Annotated in this window: 19 protein-coding genes; 14 read left to right on the top strand and 5 right to left on the bottom strand. The window is 62.1% G+C overall.

The window, feature by feature from the left end; translation table 11 throughout:
- Positions 1–207: 207 nt before the first annotated feature.
- On the bottom strand, positions 208–447 hold the full coding sequence (locus JF616_02220) for a DUF465 domain-containing protein (protein MBW8886548.1): 240 nt from the start codon (positions 445–447) through the stop codon (positions 208–210).
- 118 nt (positions 448–565) lie between these two features.
- On the opposite strand from JF616_02220, the gene JF616_02215 reads away from it, so the two are divergent.
- The 5 genes from JF616_02215 (at position 566) to JF616_02195 (ending at position 3,940) form a co-directional block, all read left to right on the top strand.
- Positions 566–979 (top strand): hypothetical protein, encoded by a 414-nt coding sequence (locus JF616_02215; GenBank protein ID MBW8886547.1) that lies wholly within the window; start codon positions 566–568, stop codon positions 977–979.
- A 255-nt stretch (positions 980–1,234) separates the two neighbouring features.
- Positions 1,235–1,738, top strand: coding sequence for a TlpA family protein disulfide reductase (locus JF616_02210; GenBank protein MBW8886546.1), 504 nt, complete (start codon positions 1,235–1,237; stop codon positions 1,736–1,738).
- A gap of 27 nt (positions 1,739–1,765) precedes the next feature.
- On the top strand, positions 1,766–2,467 hold the full coding sequence (locus JF616_02205) for a sulfite exporter TauE/SafE family protein (GenBank protein ID MBW8886545.1): 702 nt from the start codon (positions 1,766–1,768) through the stop codon (positions 2,465–2,467).
- A gap of 44 nt (positions 2,468–2,511) precedes the next feature.
- Entirely contained in the window at positions 2,512–3,720 is a 1,209-nt protein-coding gene (locus tag JF616_02200) for an esterase (GenBank protein MBW8886544.1), read from the top strand.
- A 13-nt stretch (positions 3,721–3,733) separates the two neighbouring features.
- Complete coding sequence (locus JF616_02195; GenBank protein MBW8886543.1) at positions 3,734–3,940, top strand: hypothetical protein; 207 nt, start codon at positions 3,734–3,736, stop codon at positions 3,938–3,940.
- Between the two features lie 47 nt (positions 3,941–3,987).
- Here the strand turns inward: JF616_02195 and JF616_02190 are convergent, their stop codons facing one another.
- The 3 genes from JF616_02190 to JF616_02180 are packed head-to-tail and all read right to left on the bottom strand — an operon-like array spanning position 3,988 to position 8,652.
- Entirely contained in the window at positions 3,988–4,359 is a 372-nt protein-coding gene (locus JF616_02190) for a hypothetical protein (GenBank protein ID MBW8886542.1), read from the bottom strand.
- Between the two features lie 32 nt (positions 4,360–4,391).
- Positions 4,392–7,469, bottom strand: a complete 3,078-nt coding sequence (locus tag JF616_02185; GenBank protein MBW8886541.1) for an efflux RND transporter permease subunit — start codon at positions 7,467–7,469, stop codon at positions 4,392–4,394.
- Positions 7,470–7,479: 10 nt separating this feature from the next.
- Positions 7,480–8,652 carry an efflux RND transporter periplasmic adaptor subunit gene (locus JF616_02180; protein ID MBW8886540.1) on the bottom strand — a complete coding sequence of 391 codons (1,173 nt, stop codon included), beginning with the start codon at positions 8,650–8,652 and terminating at the stop codon, positions 7,480–7,482.
- A 136-nt stretch (positions 8,653–8,788) separates the two neighbouring features.
- On the opposite strand from JF616_02180, the gene JF616_02175 reads away from it, so the two are divergent.
- Entirely contained in the window at positions 8,789–9,592 is an 804-nt protein-coding gene (locus tag JF616_02175; GenBank protein ID MBW8886539.1) for a class I SAM-dependent methyltransferase, read from the top strand.
- Between the two features lie 63 nt (positions 9,593–9,655).
- On the opposite strand, the gene JF616_02170 is transcribed toward JF616_02175, so the two are convergent.
- Positions 9,656–10,864 carry a hypothetical protein gene (locus tag JF616_02170; protein MBW8886538.1) on the bottom strand — a complete coding sequence of 403 codons (1,209 nt, stop codon included), beginning with the start codon at positions 10,862–10,864 and terminating at the stop codon, positions 9,656–9,658.
- 230 nt (positions 10,865–11,094) lie between these two features.
- Between JF616_02170 and JF616_02165 the strand changes: the two genes are divergently transcribed.
- The 8 genes from JF616_02165 to JF616_02130 all read left to right on the top strand — a co-directional run bounded on the left by JF616_02165 (position 11,095) and on the right by JF616_02130 (position 15,863).
- A complete protein-coding gene (locus tag JF616_02165; GenBank protein MBW8886537.1) occupies positions 11,095–11,958 on the top strand; it encodes a hypothetical protein in 864 nt (287 codons plus the stop codon).
- Positions 11,959–12,053: 95 nt separating this feature from the next.
- Positions 12,054–12,428: a membrane protein insertion efficiency factor YidD gene (locus JF616_02160; protein ID MBW8886536.1), complete on the top strand. Its 375-nt coding sequence runs from the start codon at positions 12,054–12,056 to the stop codon at positions 12,426–12,428.
- Positions 12,412–13,236, top strand: a complete 825-nt coding sequence (locus JF616_02155; protein MBW8886535.1) for a hypothetical protein — start codon at positions 12,412–12,414, stop codon at positions 13,234–13,236. The genes JF616_02160 and JF616_02155 overlap by 17 nt, the downstream gene beginning before the upstream one ends.
- The gene (locus tag JF616_02150) at positions 13,224–14,069 is read left to right on the top strand and encodes a hypothetical protein (GenBank protein ID MBW8886534.1); all 846 of its coding nucleotides are present in this window, start codon (positions 13,224–13,226) and stop codon (positions 14,067–14,069) included. Before JF616_02155 ends, JF616_02150 begins: the two co-directional genes overlap by 13 nt.
- 163 nt (positions 14,070–14,232) lie before the next feature.
- A complete protein-coding gene (locus JF616_02145; GenBank protein ID MBW8886533.1) occupies positions 14,233–14,502 on the top strand; it encodes an RDD family protein in 270 nt (89 codons plus the stop codon).
- Between the two features lie 136 nt (positions 14,503–14,638).
- Complete coding sequence (locus tag JF616_02140; protein MBW8886532.1) at positions 14,639–15,076, top strand: hypothetical protein; 438 nt, start codon at positions 14,639–14,641, stop codon at positions 15,074–15,076.
- Positions 15,077–15,150: 74 nt separating this feature from the next.
- Positions 15,151–15,468: a winged helix-turn-helix transcriptional regulator gene (locus JF616_02135; protein MBW8886531.1), complete on the top strand. Its 318-nt coding sequence runs from the start codon at positions 15,151–15,153 to the stop codon at positions 15,466–15,468.
- Positions 15,465–15,863, top strand: a complete 399-nt coding sequence (locus tag JF616_02130) for an SRPBCC domain-containing protein (GenBank protein MBW8886530.1) — start codon at positions 15,465–15,467, stop codon at positions 15,861–15,863. Before JF616_02135 ends, JF616_02130 begins: the two co-directional genes overlap by 4 nt.
- Positions 15,864–15,930 lie beyond the last annotated feature (67 nt).

Here is a 15,930-nt window from a genome sequence, read left to right as displayed (position 1 = left end):
CTGCAGCCGGACAGACATTCTGCCATGAATTCCAAGCTGCCGGAATAAAAATTGGGGGCGCCGGGTGATTCCGGCGCCCCCGACCTCGAGGAATGAGGCCGCCTCAATTCGGAACGGGAGAGGCTGACCTAAGTTTCACCCATGGAACCCCCGACAGGGAAGGGGGAATTTCCCCGAGGGCGCGCACGTTTTGTGCGAATAACCCGGCTAACCCTGCTGGAGCATGGCGTAGAGCTTGTCCTTCACCTTCAGCCTCTCGAATTTCAAATGCTCGAATTCGGAATCGCCCATGGGGACATTGTCGATTTCGATGCGACGGATCTTGTGGTTGATTTCGTCATAGGCCTTGAACAGTTGGGCGAAGGCGGGATTGCCGATCTTGAGGTCATGGATGCGTTGGGCATATTCGGGGAAATCGTCGTGCAGGTCGCGATGATCGATGCGCATAGGTTCTCCTGGGTTTCTCTTATTAAAGATACCTATGCCCCCCGTGATCCGAGAGGGCCATCCGCTTTTAGATGCGAGCGGCCGGGGCGAAACCGAAGGACTACCTTTTCCAAGGACCATGCCTAAGCCCGCCCTTCTCTTCTGGCTAACCCTGGCGCTGACCGATTGCGCGATGCGCCCCATGACCCTCACCGGGAAATTCGGCGAATCGCCGGTTCCGGATCGCGGGCAAATGGCCCGGCTGTATTTGGATTCCGGCGATTCCCTCACGGCCCGGAAAATCGAACAAGAGCACGACACCCTTTATCTCACCCGCATGGATTATGGCCTCGCCGCGATCCCCGCCAACCAGGTGGACCGGATTCTCATCCTGGATTCGGACGATCCGAGTGGGGCTTCAGGCGAGCCTGCGCGGATGGATTCGAAAAGCGAGTTGGGCGACGACCCGAAAATCGGCGCCACGATAACGCGTAGCCTTGAAATCATGACTACCGTTATTGGAGCCTTCGTACTCATCGCGCTCTTGCTTTGATTTTCCAGGAGAAAGCCGGCCCCGCCGGACCCAGCAGGCCGTAAGTGACGGTGGCATGGCCACTTGAAAAGCGGCCTATCCGGATTTTACCGGAGACTGACGCGTACACAAAAGAGTACACATTCCGAGCGGATTGAAAGTTTTATCCGGGCAGGATCGTTAACTTAGCCTCAGGTTATCGCCGAAGAAGCGGCACTGCCTTGCCAGGATGTATTCCTGAAAGGGTCGCCGTTCAATCTTTCAAGGAGAAGCGTCATGGAAAAGTTCATCCCCAAGTCCCTATTCAAGACGGCCGCAGCCCTCTGTTTCGCAGGCATCTTACAAGCGCAGGCGGCGGATATGACCAAGCTCCCCCAGTTCACGCTGAAGGATCTGGACGGCAAGGAATGGAAAAGCTCCCAATTGGAAGGCAAAGCCTGCGTCCTGGATTTTTGGGCTACCTGGTGCAATACCTGTAAGGAAACCATTCCCAAGCTGAGCGAGCTTAGCGAAAAGTTCAAGGACAAGGGCCTGACCGTCATAGGCATCAGCGTCGACAAAGGATCAGCGGAGAAGATCATGAAGTCCGCCAAAAAGCTGGGCATCAATTACCTGGTGCTCCTCGACAAGGAAAATACCCTCAGCCAGACCTTCGGTTTCAACGGAATCCCGTCCTTGTACGTCTTCAATCGCAAAGGCTCCCTGGTAACGGCCATGCCCGGGTATGATCCCGATCAGGAAGCGCAACTGACCGATGCGGCGCAAAAGGCGATAAACTGAAATGACGTGGAGCGGAAGGCTTAAAATATGATCAGCAGTCAACATCTGGCGGCGGCGCTCTCGACCGGCTCCTTCGGGGTCCTTTTCCTTTGCTTCATGGCGGGAGTGGCGTCGAGCTTTACCCCTTGCATTTATCCGCTCATCCCCGTGACCATCAGCATCCTGGGCACCCGCAACGTGGAATCGAAGTTGCGCGGGTTCCTGTTGACGGTTTTCTACGTCGGCGGAATCGCCACCACCTACGCGGCCCTGGGCGTGATCGCCGCGTTCACGGGATCCTTGTTCGGATCCTTGAGTTCGAACCCCTGGATCCTGATCGGCGTCGCCACGGTGATCATGGCCCTGGCCTTGAATATGCTGGACGTTTTCCAAATCAACTTCTCCCGCTTGAACCTGGGCGGCGGCGCGGGGCAACGTAAGCAGGGATTGCTTTCGAACTTCGCCTATGGCCTCACCTTCGGCCTGGTGGCCTCGCCCTGCACGGCGCCGCCCCTGGCGGTCATCCTGACCTGGGTGGGCTCCACGCATAACCTGGTCCTGGGGCCGCTTTTCCTCTTCTCCTTCGCCTTGGGGATGGGATCGATCCTGATTTTGATCGGCACTTTCTCCTCCTTCCTTACCCGCCTGCCCAAGTCGGGAATGTGGATGGTGTATATCAAGAAAGTCATGGGCTACATGATGGTCCTGATGGCGGGCTATTTCGTATTCCAGGCCGGACGCCAGTGGTAGGCTTCAACTAGCTTTAGCGGATTCCCACCGAAGGGGGTCCGCCCATGCCGTTGCCGTTCGCCGCATTCCTGAATCTGATCTTATTATCCGCGTCCTTGGCCGCCAGCGGTCCCGCCGATTCCCCTAAGCCGGCAAGCGTAGCCTTGAGTTCGCCCGAAATCGGCGCGGACGGGAAGGTAACTTTCCGCTATCTGGCTCCCGCGGCCAAACAGGTGATGCTCTCCCCCGATTTCGATGGGCAACCGCATGCCATGGCCAAGGACATCCAGGGGCTCTGGAGCGTCACCGTCGGCCCTCTGCAACCCGATATTTATCTCTACGCCTTCCAAGTCGACGGCATCACCTCCTTGGATCCGCGGAACGCGAATACGAAATACCAGTACGGCATCTTCGGCGCCGTCAGCGTCTTTGAGGTTCCCGGGCCGTCCCTGCAATTCTACGACGCCAAGCCGGTTCCCCACGGTGCGGTGTCCATCCAGCCGTACCAATCCAAATCCATGGGCTTGGCTCGCACGGTATGGGTTTATACTCCCCCCGGCTACGCGCAAGGGAAGGACTTCCCCGTGCTCTACCTATTGCACGGCGCGGGAGACGTCGAATCCGGATGGACCATGATCGGCAGGGCCAATCTCATCCTGGACAACCTCATCGCCTCGGGCGAAGCCAAGCCCATGGTGGTGGTCATGCCGTTGGGCCATGCCATCCAAAGCTGGTGGACGGGCCCGGCCCAATCCGCGCCCGATCCCATCGCGAAGGCTTTCCAAAGCGGGAAGGCCGCGGAAATCTTCGCCGCCATGTACTCCGGGGACGGCAAAGGCGGTCTATCCCCGTTCGCGAAGGACTTGCTCCAAGACGTGATGCCGCTGGTGGAAGGCGCATTCAAGGTCGCGAAGTCGCCGGATAGCCGCGCCATCGCCGGCCTATCCATGGGCGGCGGGCAAAGCATCCAGCTCGCCTTTTCCCGGCCCGAGCTGTTCCGTTACGTCGTGCTCATGAGCCCGGCCGCCGACGGCCGCGTGGACCTGGCTTATCCCGCGTTCTTCGCGGATGCGGCGGCCGCGAACCAGCGCTTTAAGCTGCTCTGGCTGGGCGCGACCAAGCAGGACGTGATTACCGGGCCTGGCGATCTGGCCTTCGATTCCCTGCTGACCCGGCGCGGCATCAAGCATACCTTCGTCCTGGGCGAAGGGCGGCACGAATGGAGCGTATGGCGCTATAATCTCCGTGACGTGGCGAAGTTATTGTTCCGATAATGGATCCATGGGAATGGATCCGCTCAAGCTCTTCATCGAGTTCCTCTTCGGCATGGTCGGAACGGGATATTTCATGTACGGCCGGAAGGCCGGGAACATGATCGCGCTATGCTGCGGCATGGGGCTGGGGATCTTCCCTTACTTCGTGGATCGGATGGCGTTCATCCTCCTGGTCGGAGGCTTGCTCATCGCCATTCCCTTCGTGCTTAAGAGCCGCTGATTTATCGGCGGTTTATTGGCCGGTGATCGCGGTCTTCTTCTCGGCATTCATTTCGGCAATCCCCCGGTCACCTGCCCGTCCCAATATTCATTCAGGAACCAATAGTTGTAAGCGGAATCCAATTCGGTTGCATCTTGGAATCCCAGCGTATAAGAGATCAGATGCCCGAAAGGATCGAATTTTTTATTAGCCATGTATTCCTTGTAGGCAGGATAAGGGCCAAGTCCCGGATCGAAAATCGTGTCGCCCCGCGTGGCCAAAAAGTAGGCCGAGTCATTCCGCACGGTGTCGACGGGCGGGAGAAAGGCGAAATCGAATTTTCCCGCTTTGGTAAAGTAATACGTCCAAATGACGTCGTTCACGGGATCGGGTAATCCCGTACTTCCGTAGATGCGGTCATATTGGGTGACTTTCTTCAAAGCCTTTCCCGGAGCCGGGCCGGTGGGATCGCCTAAGGCGCCGGCTTATCACCATTGGAAGTGGTGACAGGAGAAGACAGGTAGGTATAGAACGCCGGCACTACGAATAGCGTTAACGCCAGGCTGAACAGCAAGCCTCCGATGACCACGATGCCCATGGATACCCGGCTCTTGGCCCCGGCGCCCAGGGCCAACGCGATGGGCAAACTACCCAGGATGGCGGTGAGGCTGGTCATCACGATGGGGCGGAAACGCGCCGTGGCCGATTCGATGATGGCTTCCCGGACCGGGAGGCCGTGCTCCTTGCGCTGATTACCGAACTCTACGATCAGGATGCCGTTCTTGGTCACCAGGCCGATCAGCATGATGATGCCGATCTCCCCGAAGATGTTGAGCGATTGATCGAAATACCACAAGGAGAGGAACGCGCCGGCCAGGGCCAAAGGCACGGTGAACATGATGATCAGCGGGTCCTTGAAGCTCTCGAATTGCGCGGCCAGGACGAGGTAGATGAGGGCCAGGGCGAAGAGGAAGGCGAAGGCGAGGCTAGAGGAGCTTTCCGAATAATCCCGGGCGGGGCCGGTAAGGGCGGTGGAGAAGGATGGGCCGAGTACCTCGCGGGCGATCTTGCCCATCTCCTGGATGCCGGCCCCCAAGGTGACGCCGGGGGATAGGCCCGCGCTTACGGTGGCGGAAGCGAAGCGGTTGTAGCGGAAGCGGGTGGGCGTGCTGCTGCCCTCCTGGAGGCGCAGCACGTTGTCCAATTGCACCAGCCGGCCCCCCGACCCGCGCACGTAAAGGGAACGTAATACCAAGGGATCGTCGCGGTCCTCCAGTTCCAATTGCCCGATGATCTGGTACTGCTTGCCTCCGCGCACGATATACCCGAAGCGCGCGCCGCTGAGCCCCAATTGCAAGGCCTGATCGATGTCGAGCGGGGAGACGCCCAGATCCTGGGCCTTGGCGCGGTCGATCTGCAACTGCACCTCCGGGCTGTTGAACTTCAAATCCACGTCGGACACGGAGAAGGCGGGATCGCGGTTCACCGCCTGGAGGAAATCGGGGAGCTTGGCCGCGAGGCGATCCAGATCCGGCGCCTGGATCACGAACTGCAAAGGCAGGCCCCCGCGGCGGCTGGTGCTGACGGTCTGTTCTTCGGAAACGATGGTACGGGCCGCGCTCAATTGCCTCACGGCCCGGGTGAGGTCGTCGGAGATTTCGGTTTGGGTGCGCTTGCGATGGCCGGGATCCTTCAGGATGATGCGGCCCGATCCGGTATTCACCGCCCCCGTCCCGCCGAAGCTGGGGGCCACTTGGATCTGCACTCCCTTTTCCTCCGGAACGGCCTTCTTGATCAGGCCTGTCAGCGCGTCCATGTAATCGACCATGGCCGTGTAGGAGGTACCCTCGGGGGCACGGACGTTGACGCTCAAGCGGGAACGATCCTCGGTGGGGGCCAGTTCCCGGGGAAGTTGCCGGTAGAAGATGAAGATGAGGATCACGGCAAGGCCCATGATGGCGAAGCTGAGCCAGCGCCGTTCGAGAAAGCCCTCCAAGAGGCCGCGGTAGCCATGGATGAGCCGTTCGAAAAAGGCTTCGCTACGGACGTAGAAGGAACTCGGCTTGCGTTCGCGCCGTTTCAGGAAGCGCGTGCAGAGCATGGGGGTGATGGTCAGGGAGACGAAGGCGGAGATGAGCACCGCGCCCGCCACCACCACGCCGAACTCCCGAAAGAGCCGGCCTACGATGCCCTGGAGGAATACGATGGGCAGGAACACGGCGGCCAAGGTGAGGGTGGTGGACAGGACCGCGAAGAAGATTTCCGCCGAACCCCGATGCCCGGCCGCCACCGGGTCTTCCCCATCCTCGATTTTCCGGTAGATGTTTTCCAGGACCACGATGGCATCGTCCACCACCAGGCCGGTGGCCAGCACGATGGCCAGGAGGGAAAGGATGTTGATGGAGAAGCCGCTGGCCAGCATCAGGAAGAAAGCGCCCAGAAGGGAGATGGGCAGGGCGATGACCGGGATGAGCGTCGCGCGCCCGTCCCGCAGGAATACGAAGATGACCAGCACGACCAGGGCGAAGGCGGCGGCGAGGGTTTCCAGCACCTCCTTGATCGATTGCCGGACGTTCGCCGTATAGTCCAGGAAGGTCTGGATCTTGATATCCTTTGGCGCTTCCGCCACGACTTGATCGAGGCGCTTGTAGAACTCGTCGGCGATGGCGATATAGTTCGTCCCGGGCTGCGGGATCACCGCCACGCCGATCATTTCCACCCCGTTCAGCTTCATGATGGTGCGCTCGTTCTCCGCCCCTGCTTCCACCCGCCCGATGTCGCTAAAGCGCACTACCCTTCCGCTATCGCTCTTCACGATCAGGTCCTCGAAGTCCTTCGGATCCTGGAGGCGGCTCAAGGAGCGCACCGTCAGCTCCGTGCGCTTGCCCTCCAGGTATCCCGCCGGAAGCTCCACGTTTTCCCGGTTCAGGGCCGCCTGCACGTCTTCCGGGATCACGCCTCTGGCGGCCATCAGGCCCGCGGACATGTTCAGGCGGATGGCGTAGCGCTTTTCCCCGAAGATGCGCACCTCGCTCACGCCGGGAATGGTCTGCACGCGCTCGGTCAACACGTCGGACGCGTATTGGCTGAGATCGATGGGGCTGCGGGCGTCGCTTTGCACGGTCACGATCAGGATGGGCGAGGCGTTCACGTCCGCCTTGGTAATGGCGGGCGGAGTGGTGAGATCGGTGGGCAGCTGTCGCGCCGCGCGGGAGACGCGGTCCCGCACGTCGTTGGCGGCGGCCTCCAGGTCCGCTCCCAGGTTGAATTCCACCGTAATGGCGCTGGTGCCCTGGGAGCTGGACGAAGTGAGGGTGCGGATGCCGGCGATGCCGTTGATGGAGCTTTCCAGGGGTTCGGTGATCTGGGCCTCGATCACCTCCGGCGCCGCGCCGGTGTAGGTCGTGGAGACCGTGATGACCGGCGGATCCACGGAAGGGTAATCCCGTACCCCCAGGAATTTGAAGGAGACCAGGCCCAGCAAGGCGATGACGAGATTGAGTACGATGCCCAGCACCGGGCGACGGATGAAGAGGGAAGAGAATTTCACTCCGGCCCCTTCAATCCAGGCTTTTGATCTGCACCGGCGATCCCGGGCGCACTACGGACACGCCCGAAGTGATGACCGTGTCCCCGGGATTCAGGCCCGACACCACTTCCACAACGGCCGAGGTGCGCAGCCCGGTCCGCACCGGCTGGGCGGCCGTCTTTCCCTCTCGCAACACGTATACCTGCTCGCCGTTCCCGCTGGGCACCACCGCCTGGCTCGGCACCGCCAGGGCCTGCGGCTTTTCCTGCACCACCAGGCTCAGGCGCGCGAAGGTCCCCGGCGCCAATGCGCTGTCCAGGCCGTCGCATAAGGCCCGCACGTTCACCGTGCGGGTCGCCTGGTCCACCACCGGATCCACGGCGTAGACCTTGGCCGCATAGACCTTGGGGTTGCCTTGCAGGGTGAAGCTCACCTTCGTCCCCGGCCCCACGGAATCGTAATACTGCTCGGGAACGGCGAAGTCCACCTTGAGGGGCGCATCGCTGACGAAATTGGCGATGGGCGCCCCCGCGGAAACCAAGGTCCCGACGCTCACCTGGCTCAAGCCCACCACGCCGTCGAAGGGGGCGCGGATTTCCGTCTTGGCGATCTGCGCTTCGATGAGCTCTATGTCGCCTTTCGCGGAGGCGGATGCCTCGCGGGCCTGATCATACTCCTGCCGGCTCACGAACTCGCGCTGGAACAACTGGCGCTCCCGCTGCTCATTGACCTGGGCCATTCCCAAGGCAGCCCTGGCTTTCAGCAATTGCGCCCGTAAATCCGCGTCGTTGATTTTCACCAGCAGCTTGCCCTTGGCCACGCGCGCGCCTTCCTTGAAAGGCAATTGCACGATGCGCCCGGAGGTCTCGCTCTTGAGTTGCACCGCGTCCCCGGCCCGCAGGCTTCCGGTGCTGACCACGGTCCGCTCCAGCTTCTGGGGCCGCACCACGTGGGCGGTCACCTGCACCGCGGAACCGCCTGGCCCCCCGTCCCTTGATCCTCCCGAACCGCCCCGCATTCCCCCGGCGGCGGCGCCCGTTCCCGCTCCGGATCCTCCCCCGCCGGTTCCGGAGCCGCCGCGCGGGCCTTGGCCGGTTTTCACCGGCTTACCATGGATGCCTTGGATGACCTTGGGGATCGCGAGCAATACGAGGGCTGCCAATCCGATGCCGATCCAGAGGATGCGCCTGCGGGAGTACGCCAAGCTGGGCTCCTTGCCGCGCGACCCCACCCGGAGCGCGGCCCGACGGGGATAAAATCGCATTTGCGATAACGCATGGGAATAAAATCGTTTCTCCGCATCCGGATGCTAACTTGCAAGCATTCGGGAGGCATCGCGCATGGGTACCAACGAGATCAAATTCACGGACGGGGCCGCGTACGAAAGGTACATGGGCCTCTGGAGCCGCATGGTGGGGGACGCGTTCCTGGATTGGCTGAAACCAAGGTCCGGCCTGCGCTGGTTGGACGTGGGCTGCGGCAACGGGGCCTTCACCGAAAGGCTCGCCGAATCCTGCGCCCCGGCTTCCCTCCACGGGATCGATCCGTCCGAGCCGCAATTGGAATTCGCCCGCTCGCGCAACGCCCTACGTACCGCGGTCTTCCGAAAGGCCGACGCGATGTCCCTGCCCTATCCCGATGACGCCTTCGATGCGGCGGTGATGCCCCTGGTGATCTTCTTCGTGCCCGATCCCGCGAAGGGCGTGGCCGAAATGGCGCGCGTCGTCGTGGCGGGAGGAATCGTATCCGCCTACGCCTGGGACATGACCGGAGGCGGGTTCCCGTACGCGATGCTGATGGAAGAGTTGAAAGCCTTGGGCCATGAAGCGCCGAAGACGCCCTTTCCGGAGGCCTCCCGCTTGGAAACCTTACGCGATCTCTGGACCCGGGCGGGCCTGGAATCCATCGCAACGCGCACGTTCGAGGTGAAGAGGACCTACTCCGGCTTCGAAGATTACTGGGCCACCATCCTCGGAGGGCCCAGCGTGGGGCCTACGTTGGCGGCCATGTCCGCGGCGGAAACCGCCGCGCTCCGGGAACGCTTGCGCACGCGATTGGCCGCGCCCGCATCCGAACCGATCACCGTGAGCGCGCGTTGCAATGCGGTTCATGGGAAGGTCGCGCCTTCCGTCAAGAGTCCCTAACATAAGGGGGGCGAAGAAGCGAGCCCCTCGGTCCACGAAGCGTGGACCGGAGCGAACGGGTCCTTAGTCCTCGCTATAACGGATGCGGTAATACGATCCGGCGTATAGGCGGAATTGGATTTCGCTGCCGCTCCCGTCCGGCTGCTGGGTGCTGTGCCGGAACTTGAAGTCCTTAATGTAGGCGTTCATTTCCAACCCGATATAGAAGTAAGGCAAGCGTATCTGGCCCCCGCCTCCGAGTATGACGGAACTTTCGTCGGCCAGAATGCCCTGATGGGGGTAACTCTTGCCGTTCACGACCGCGGTCTCGTTGAAGTAGCTCTTCCCGAACCCGAGCATCCCGTAAACGGGCAACTCCGCGGTGTTGCCCACGGTGGGAAAGCCCAGGATGAATTCCAAGGTCCAGTCCTTGCGGCTGATATTCCAATCGCTCAATACGGCGCCCGGTTGGGCTTGCGCGATGGACTCGGCCAGGCTGTTCTTGATGTCGCTGCTCGCATCGTAAGTGGTGTAGGCGTATCCGAGGCGGAGCCCGACGATATCGCGGTAGAGAAGGGTCGCGCGGAACCCGATCGGCGGCGATTTGGTGTCCGCGTAATCCTCGAAATCGAAAGACTGGCTCGGCTGCGAGAACGGGTCGTTCTGATCGGCTTGCTGATCGTCGTTGAGAGGCAAAGCGGCGCACACGGCGGCATCGAAGCCGAAATCCAGGGTATGCGGCGCGGCATGGATCAAGGCCCCATCACGCCGGATCTTCTTGGGGGCGCCTTCGCCATCGGGACGGGCGATGAAATGATCGCGTCCTTGCAGATCGGCGGCCACGCCTTTGAGCCCCTGCGACAAGTCGGAGCAAGGGACATTGCCGCCCGCCAGGGGAGCCAATTGATCGCGTTGGACCACGAGGTATTGGCAGGAATCGTGGCGCATCTTCATGGCCAGCAGGGGGCGCTTCCAGGCTGCGAACGCATCCTGATCGTCCTCGTCCTGCGCCCCCAGATCGGCCCGGTCGGAATGCGGGCCCAGGTTCAGGAAGGCCCCATAGAGGTATTTATCCGGCCGGGTATTCGGATGCGAATAAGCCCGCACGCTGCAGTTCGCGGGTTTGATGGCGGAGGAATCGGCGCGGGCGCAATCCCAGAGCGAATCCGTCGCGGTCGAATCGAACAACCAAACCAGGACGTCGACATTATGGCTCGGCGGAAGCGCTTGCGAGGCACGGAAATACGGTTCGGCCCGGGCCTTACCTGATAAAACCCAAATAATGGTAATCAAGCAATACATTAATAGAGCGGCGGACGATGACCTTCGCATCGCTAGGTCTCCTAAGTGAGAGTGTTGTACCTGTGAAAATCGGGGACCGAAATGTAAATATTCCTTGGTCATTTTTTCGCGCCAGTCTTCGGGACATTTTTCGACATCTCGCGCAAAGTTCGCCTTGGCGGAACAGGAAGATCCCTGTAGCCGTTCGTCCGGGATTTTTTCGCCGCGAGTGGAAAGGATGCATGAGGTTCGTTATCCGTATCGCACTCGCCGCCGCCGCTTTCGGCATGGGCGGATGCTCGCAAACCTATACCCACCACATGAGCGAAACCTATAAGGACAGTAAGCTCGACAAGGTGAGGTTCGGCGTGGTGGCCATGCCCACCATGGAGTATAACCCGCCGTCTTCCTGCTTCGGCGGGGGCTCGAACGATGCGGACGCCGAAAAATACCGCATGGAATGGGAGCGGGAACTCGTGAAATCCCTGGGCACCTCTTTTCCCAAGCAGAAATTCATCTCCATCCCGCTGACGCAATTGGATGAGCTCGGCATCAAGTCGGAAAGCTTTTTCTCCCGCGCCGAAACCGACATCGTCAAGATGGGGGTGGAACAATACGAAGTGCAAGGCGGGCAGGAAAAGCCGCTCATTTACAAGGCCGCCCAGCGCGACCCGGAAATGCAGACGTGGGGTAGCAAGATAAGGGCGGCCGATTCCGTCGACTTCATCATCGCCCTGGTGACGCCGAAAATGACCGGAGAGACCCACAGCAACGGGGGCGGCATGATGATGGGTCCCATGCCTGGCGGCGGCGGGGGCATGATGATGGGCGGAGGCGGGGGCACCAGCACCTCTTATACGGCCGATGCGCGCTTCGGGATCTGGTCCGCCGAGACCGGCGAAATCGCCTACGCTTCCGGCAGCATCTCGAGCTCTGGCGGCTTTTGCATTTTCCAAAGCCCGCAGTCGGGTTCCATTTCCACTTATTCGGGGGACATGGCGCAAAGGCTAAAGGAATTGATCACGGCGTTCTTGCAGAGGCTGCCCGCGGACGCCGCCGGGGCTTCCGCCGCGGTCCAAGTACCATCCGATTCCCGGGCGCAATGATCCGGGCCAATGATCCGTAGCGAAAAGACGCGGAGGCCGGCCGCCCCCGCGTCGCCTCGCTCCCGGACCCGCCTGCTTCCCGGCCCAACCTATCCATGAGACCGCTGCGTAGCCTCGTCCTGTCCGCCGTCCTGGCCTTCGCCGCCGCGGCCCGCGCCGATTCCCCGGAGCCGATTTCGCAGGCTTATCTCGCCAACGAGAAGGCCGCCGTCGCATCGGGCCCGGGGGTTTTGAAGGCTTTTTTCGATCTGCTTTTATGGGGTTATCGGAACGGCGTCTCCCCCGCCGACGGGCCCACTTGCTCTTTCACTCCCACCTGCGCCGGCTTCGCCCTCGAGGCATTGCGTAAACACGGAGTCGCCGAAGGCATCCTGATGACGGGCGATCGGCTCCTCCGTTGCAATCCGTACGATCGCTCCATTTATCCGCGCATCGGTCCCGACGGGCATTATCTTGATCCGGTTCGTTAACCGCCTCGTTACGGCCGCATTAGCCAGCCTATCCTTAACGGGCGCGGTGGCCGCGCGCGCGCAGGCCTGCCCGGATGCCCGCGAAGCCGAATTCCTCCGCGGACTCAACCGGGAACGCGAATTCTCCCTGGTCGCCTACCAGGGCACCCTCGATCGCCTCCAGGATACGGCTTGCCGCGACCCGCAACGCGATCTCGAATTGGCCAAAGCGCTTTACCAGTTGGGGGCCTTCCCCCGCGTGCGCGCGCTCCTGGAGCCGGACCTAGGCGAACCAGACGCGCGCTTCCGGCATTATTACTATGAATCCTGGTTATTGGATCATGGCGATGCCCGCAATCCCGATTCGGCCGCCGCCATCGCCCGCAGCCGCGGGCTGCCGGGCCCGGAAGCCGCCGAGATCGCGGCCGCCGCGGCCTTCTTGAAAGGGGATGCGGGCTCCGCTCGCTCGGCCTGGCCGGAGCCTTCCCAGGGCGCCTGCGCCGACGGTAAGGATGCCCGCTGCATCTTGGATCGGGGATTCGCCAGCCCGGCTGCGGCCGCCTGGCTTTCGCTCTTCCCCGGCGCCGGCTATGCCTACGCCGGCCGCTCCGGCGACGGTTGGTTCGCCTTCTCCATGGTATCGGTCTGTTACGGATTGGCCGCGACCTACGCGGCGCTGGATTCGCCCGCCCGGGCCTGGACCTTCGCCGCCATCGGGGGCGTCTTGCATGCTTCCAACGTCTATGGCGCGGCGCGGGCCGCGCAGGTCGCCAATCAGGGCCGCCGGCTGGCCTTCGTGATGGCGCTCCACCAGCGATGGTTCCCCTGAAATCGGGATTCGCCACGCGGCCCGCATGGAGGCTGGCGTTCCTGATCTCCGCGACGCTTCTCTCTGCCGGGTGGGGCGAAGAGGGAAGCCCCCATTGCGGCGCGCGCGGTTCCTCCCTCCTGACCGATCCGGAATATCTTGCCCAGCGGATTGGGCTGGAACGCGCCTTGTCCGAAGCCGCTTTGTCGCATTGCGCTTACGCCTTCCGTCGCGCCTGCCTGGATTGGGAATCCGATCGCGAGGACGCCGGCCGGCATGGATTCGACATGGCGCAGGAATTCTGCGAGGCTTCCCCGGCCGCCGCCCGCGGGGAGATCGCCTCGGCCCTGGCCCGCGGTGATTTCGGCGGCGCCTTCGCCGCCTTCGACCATGGGATATCCCGCGGCGGCGCGGATTCGGCCGCGGTGGCGGCATACGCGCCGGCGGCTTGGGGCGGGCTATCCCTCACGCCCTACGCCCGGCCCGCCCCCGTAACCTATAGGTTACCCCCGGGCCGCTTCGATCCGGGCCTGGCCTGGCGCCTATCCTTCCTCCCGGGGGCGGGCCTGCTTTACGTGGGCGAACCCAAGGCGGCCCTGAGCCATCTCCTCACCAGCCTCGCCTTCGGGTCGTTGTCGGCCTGGAGCGGATACCGCGTCTTTACGGGGGCCAATCGCAAGGCGCGCGCCACCGCGGCCGTGGACTTCGGCATCATCGGCGCCTTTTTCTTCCAGCGTTATTACCTGGGCGGGATGCGCGAAGCCCGGCGTATGGCGCGCGAGAAGAACCGCGCCGCCGACAAGGAGAGGGTCGCCGCCCTGGCGGACTCGGTGGATCCGTTCGCGGCGCCTTGAGCCGGGGAAAGAGGGGAAATAGGAATGGAAGAATCCATCGAAGAATACGCGAACAGGATAGCCGGATATAGCAGCGAGAACCTGAAGTCGATCGCGCTTTCCATCGACCAGGAAAAGTACGCCCAACGTCTTCCACTGGCGCTTCGGGGCGACCTTCGGGAAAATGGCCACGGGCGTCAAGGTCGTGGACTACGCGAGCGAAGGCCGGATAAGCCTTCTCCAAGCGGTGCTTCGGGACATGGTACCCTTGGGGGTCCTTTTCATCACCGCCGGGGAACTGCTCTACTACTGGCATTCCAATTCCATCCCCAGGGATTATTCCGGAGCCGTCGACGGCCTCTGGTCCTGGGCCGAAATCCTCACGGCCTTGTTCAGCCCGAAACGAAGGGCCATCCATGATCGGATCGCGAAAACGATTTGCGTGAGAACATGAAATGCGGAACGCGTCGCGACCTCGGGATTCCAAGCGGAACGCGCCCTGGTCGGTGAATCGGGCATTTGCAAGCTGACTTGGCCCCTCGAATCAGGTATCTTTGGGGATACGGCCCTTTTGCCCGGGGATCATGCACGTGGAAACTTCGCTTCGCCTTTGGATGGGTTCCGCCTTGCTCGCGGCGGCGGTGGTCCTTTCGGGTTGCGCTTCGCACCGCCCGCCCCTACCGCTTTCCGGCGAATACGGGGACCTGTCCGCGCCGGACCTGAAGCGGGCCCTGGTCATCGATACCAAGGGCGGATCGGAATTCGAGATCCGGAAGCTGCAGGAAGAGGACGATACCCTTTTCGCGGTGATGCTGGATTATTCCTTCCGGAAATTCCCCAAGGACAGCGTGGCCACGGTCCGGAACGTCCCGCGCGATTCCTTGCCGGGATCCAAGACGGCTTGGGTCGGCCGCAAGGAAAAGGACCGGGGCGAGGAACGCGGTCAGGGCCGCCCGGACTTCTTCGCCGCTTTCGGCGCCCTCTTCGCCCTAGGCCTCTTGCTCGCCGTCCTCATCCTCAACAATTAAGCGCCGACAAACCGCCCCTTTCAATGCGTCGGAAATAGTTGACGCGTCGGATATTTCCGATGTATTATTCCCTTATGGCCGAAGTCGACGTCTTCTCCGCCCTCGCGAACCCGGTTCGCCGCGAAATCCTCATGCGCCTACGGCGCGGTCCGCAGGCCGTTTCCGGCTTGGCCAAGGGATTCGCCATCGGGCGCCCGGCCGTCTCGGAGCATTTGCAGGTGCTGCGCAAGGCGCGCCTGATCCGCGAAGAGCCCCGGGGACGGGAGCGGTATTACCATCTGGATCCCCGACCGTTGCACGAGATCGACGCCTGGATGGAGGCCTTCCACAAGTATTGGAAACAAAGGATGTCCGCGCTGGAGACGCTGCTGGACATGGAGGCGAAGAAATGAACAAGCCCGCGATCATCGAAGTCGAACATCTGTTTTCCCATCCGCCCGCGTCCGTATGGAAGGCGCTGACCGATCCGGCCCTGCATGCCCGTTGGTGGGCCGCCGGGGACGTGCGTCCCGTGGTGGGCCATCGTTTCGATCTGGACATGGGCCAATGGGGCAAGCAGCCCTGCGAGGTGGTCCAGGTAGAACCGGATCGGCTGTTGAAATACAAGTTCGGGATCGGCACCCTGAATACCTTTATCACCTGGCGCCTCGCGGCGGAAGGCGCGGGCACCCGCCTTAAGTTGATCCATGAAGGCTTCGATATGGACTCCCCCATGGGGCGCATGGCCTTCGAGGGAATGGGCGCCGGCTGGCCGAAGGTGGTCGCCCATCTCGCGACGGTCTTGTAAGGAACGGATCCCACGCCGCCGATCCGCCGCGCCATCCCGGGACGCCCCGGCTCACCATGGAGCTGGG

The sequence above is a fragment of the Fibrobacterota bacterium genome, assembly GCA_019509785.1.
GTDB lineage: Bacteria > Fibrobacterota > Fibrobacteria > UBA11236 > UBA11236 > Chersky-265.
The sequence above is the reverse complement of the archived record's forward strand: the minus strand, read 5'-3'. Positions and strand labels throughout refer to the sequence as shown.